The organism is Methanospirillum sp., assembly GCF_035560735.1.
GTDB lineage: Archaea > Halobacteriota > Methanomicrobia > Methanomicrobiales > Methanospirillaceae > Methanospirillum.
In genome coordinates this window covers 1-2766 of the sequence record NZ_DATMYY010000087.1, presented here as the reverse complement: position 1 = coordinate 2766, position 2766 = coordinate 1, and the positions used below count along the sequence as shown (strand labels likewise).

Annotated in this window: 3 protein-coding genes; all 3 read left to right on the top strand. The window is 44.1% G+C overall.

All coding sequences use genetic code 11. From position 1 onward, the window contains the following. Positions 1 to 1097: ABC transporter substrate-binding protein (locus VN429_RS02700; protein WP_325629519.1), on the top strand; the 1097-nt coding region annotated here is incomplete at its 5' end. Then, positions 1094 to 1864, top strand: coding sequence for an ABC transporter permease (locus tag VN429_RS02695; protein WP_325629517.1), 771 nt, complete (start codon positions 1094 to 1096; stop codon positions 1862 to 1864). The genes VN429_RS02700 and VN429_RS02695, both read left to right, overlap by 4 nt. Further along, positions 1861 to 2622, top strand: a complete 762-nt coding sequence (locus VN429_RS02690; protein WP_325629515.1) for an ABC transporter ATP-binding protein — start codon at positions 1861 to 1863, stop codon at positions 2620 to 2622. The genes VN429_RS02695 and VN429_RS02690 overlap by 4 nt, the downstream gene beginning before the upstream one ends. Positions 2623 to 2766 lie beyond the last annotated feature (144 nt).

The window sequence follows — 2766 nt, the reverse complement described above, 5'->3', positions numbered from 1 at the left end:
AACCAGTGGTTACCCTTGTCTATGCCTCATCCGGTATTATGCCACAACTTTTGAATACCAGCCAGGTTGATGCATTCATCGTCTGGGAATCGGTTGTATCAACGGCAGAACAAGGTGGCATTGGGAAAGTTATTGCCAGGGATGCTGACATTCCTCCTGATCACAAATGGGAAAACTCTGCTTGTAATGTGCTGGTCTTGCGAAATAAGTTTATTGCACAATATCCGGAAATAGCAGCCTTACTTTCTGCTGTAACCATTGCAGGGATGAGGCAGATTCAGAAAGATCCTGATGGTGCACAAAACATTACTGCTACCTGGGTATATGGGTCAAAACCGGTTCTATCAGCCGGTTTCTATCTTGACCCTCAAGATGTTGAAAAAGAGGCATTTAAGCACATCAATTTTACTGATTCAGCATCGCTTCCGGATATATCATGGATGGTTGAACCAAGTTATAGTGACAAAACAGGAGAAAACAAAACTCCATCCGTGAATGAATCCGTAAAGATGCGTGCAGAAGCTCTTTTGAATGGATCAGAGCCGGAAATATCGGGCAAGCCTCCAATAATTCAAATCGGATATCTTCCCTCATCTGATCTCTATGCCCCTTTGTATGTAACTATCATGGATCATGAAAATATCTGCGATACCTATGGATTTTGCCTGGAACCGGAACCTGGGTTATCAGGGCGGCCAACAGAGTGCCATCTGAAGTATCAGAATAAGACAATTGCAGAAGTTGAATTAATGCCTGGTTCGGTTGGAGGAGGTATCATGACAGGCCTTGGACAGGATGCAATGGATGGTGGATATATTGGTAGTGTGCCGTCACTGCTACAGATTTCAATGGGCAATGAGGCATCAATCATTCAATCTATTAATGCAGGAGGAACCGGTCTTGTAGTTGATGATAAAGCACCTTGCACCGACTGGAGTTCCTTTATCACATGGATAAAAACACGTTCAGCTCAAAATCAACCTGTTATTCTCGCCGTTCCGCAAAGTTCGATTCAGGAAGAGATGATCAGAGAGGCGTTCAAATATGAGGATATTCAAATTTCTTTGTATGGTCTTCCTCCAACTAAGATATTATGACACAACTTCATAAGGCAACCAAAGGGCTGGTGATTCCGGTGATTATCATCATCACCTGGCAGATCCTCTCGTTTTTTATTGGGAATAGTTTTATCCTTCCGGGGTGGGAACTGATTATCCCGGTTCTCATTCATCCGATGCAACCCCTGTTTGGAGGGGCAACACTCTATGAAAATGCAACGGTCAGCCTCCAACGTGTTCTTATCGGTTTTTTCCTTGCAGTAATCCTGGCTGTCCCCCTGGGAATTATGTGTGGGTGGTCAAAAACAATTGACGAATACATAAATCCGGTTATTCAGATCCTTCGTCCGGTTCCTCCGATAGCCTGGATGCCGCTGGCCATAGCCTGGTTTAAGATTGGATTTGGTTCCCTCACTTTTATCATATTTATTGGAGCTTTTTTTCCAGTCCTCATCAGCACAATAGAAGGGGTCCTGGCTATCAGGGTCAGGTGGCTTGAAGTTGCACAGACCCTCGGTGCGACAACCAGTGAAAAATTTCTCACCGTTGTAATCCCCGGTGCTCTTCCAAACATTTGGACTGGATTTCGACTGGCATTTGGAGTATCCTGGATGTGTCTGGTCGCTGCAGAGATGCTCCCCGGAACAAGTGCGGGTCTTGGATACCTCATTATGTATGCATATAACCTTGGTCAGATACAGGTCATTGTTGCGGGAATGATTGTAATTGGAATTATTGGCATTATTTTTGATTATCTCTTCAAGTTTGGGCAGGCACGACTTTTTGGCTGGCAGGGAAAAGAATGACTCCGGTACTTGTGCTTGATGAAATATCCAAGCAGTATGCTGATGATAATACGGTATGTCAGGCATTGACTGATATCTCTTGTACAATTGAGAAGAAAGAGATTGTTTGTCTGATGGGTCCGTCAGGATGTGGTAAATCCACTGTCCTTCGTATCCTTTCCGGACTTGAAGCAGCAGATTCAGGAATTGCTCATGGGAGTGATGGAGCAGTTCTGGATACAATTCATACCGCCATGGTATTTCAGGAACACGGCCTCTTTCCCTGGCTTTCGGTATCTGATAATATCGCGTATGGCCTCAGGATGAAGATCCGTTCACAATCCAAAGAGCAGGTTAAGAAAAAGGTCTCAACCCTTCTTTCCCTTGTTCACATGGAGGAGTTTGCCTCCTCATTTCCCCATCAACTATCAGGTGGTATGAAACAGAGGGTATCTGTTGCACGGGCACTTGCAGTTGAACCAGAAATTCTTTTAATGGATGAACCATTCAGTGCTCTTGATCCATTTTCCCGCCGGGAACTTCAGGATGAAGTGCTCAGAATCAGGGATCAACTTGATACTACATTCTTTATCGTTACCCATAATCCGGAAGAAGCTGTATATCTTGCAGACCGGATTATTATCCTGACACAGCGGCCTGCAAAAGTTATGACTGAGATTTCCATATCGTTCTCTCATCCCCGGGATATGGCAAAGCCGGAAATGATTAAACTAGTTCAGGAGGTAACTGCGTTAGTTCAGTCAGGATCAGAACTATAACCCCGAATTTCTGAAATTTGGAATTGTCCCTGCGTTTGAGGAGTTGTGTGAATGCTCATAGATTTATTGTAACACAGAGGCTTGTTCTGAGTGAATTTGATTTATTGCAAAAGGTATGGTTCAGCAAGATAATCGGTATCAACC

What these genes read in the sequence shown, in the direction of transcription:
- VN429_RS02695 (WP_325629517.1), top strand. Translation starts at nt 1,094, where the DNA reads ATGACACAACTTCATAAGGCAACCAAAGGGCTGGTGATTCCGGTGATT.
- VN429_RS02690 (WP_325629515.1), top strand. Translation starts at nt 1,861, where the DNA reads ATGACTCCGGTACTTGTGCTTGATGAAATATCCAAGCAGTATGCTGAT.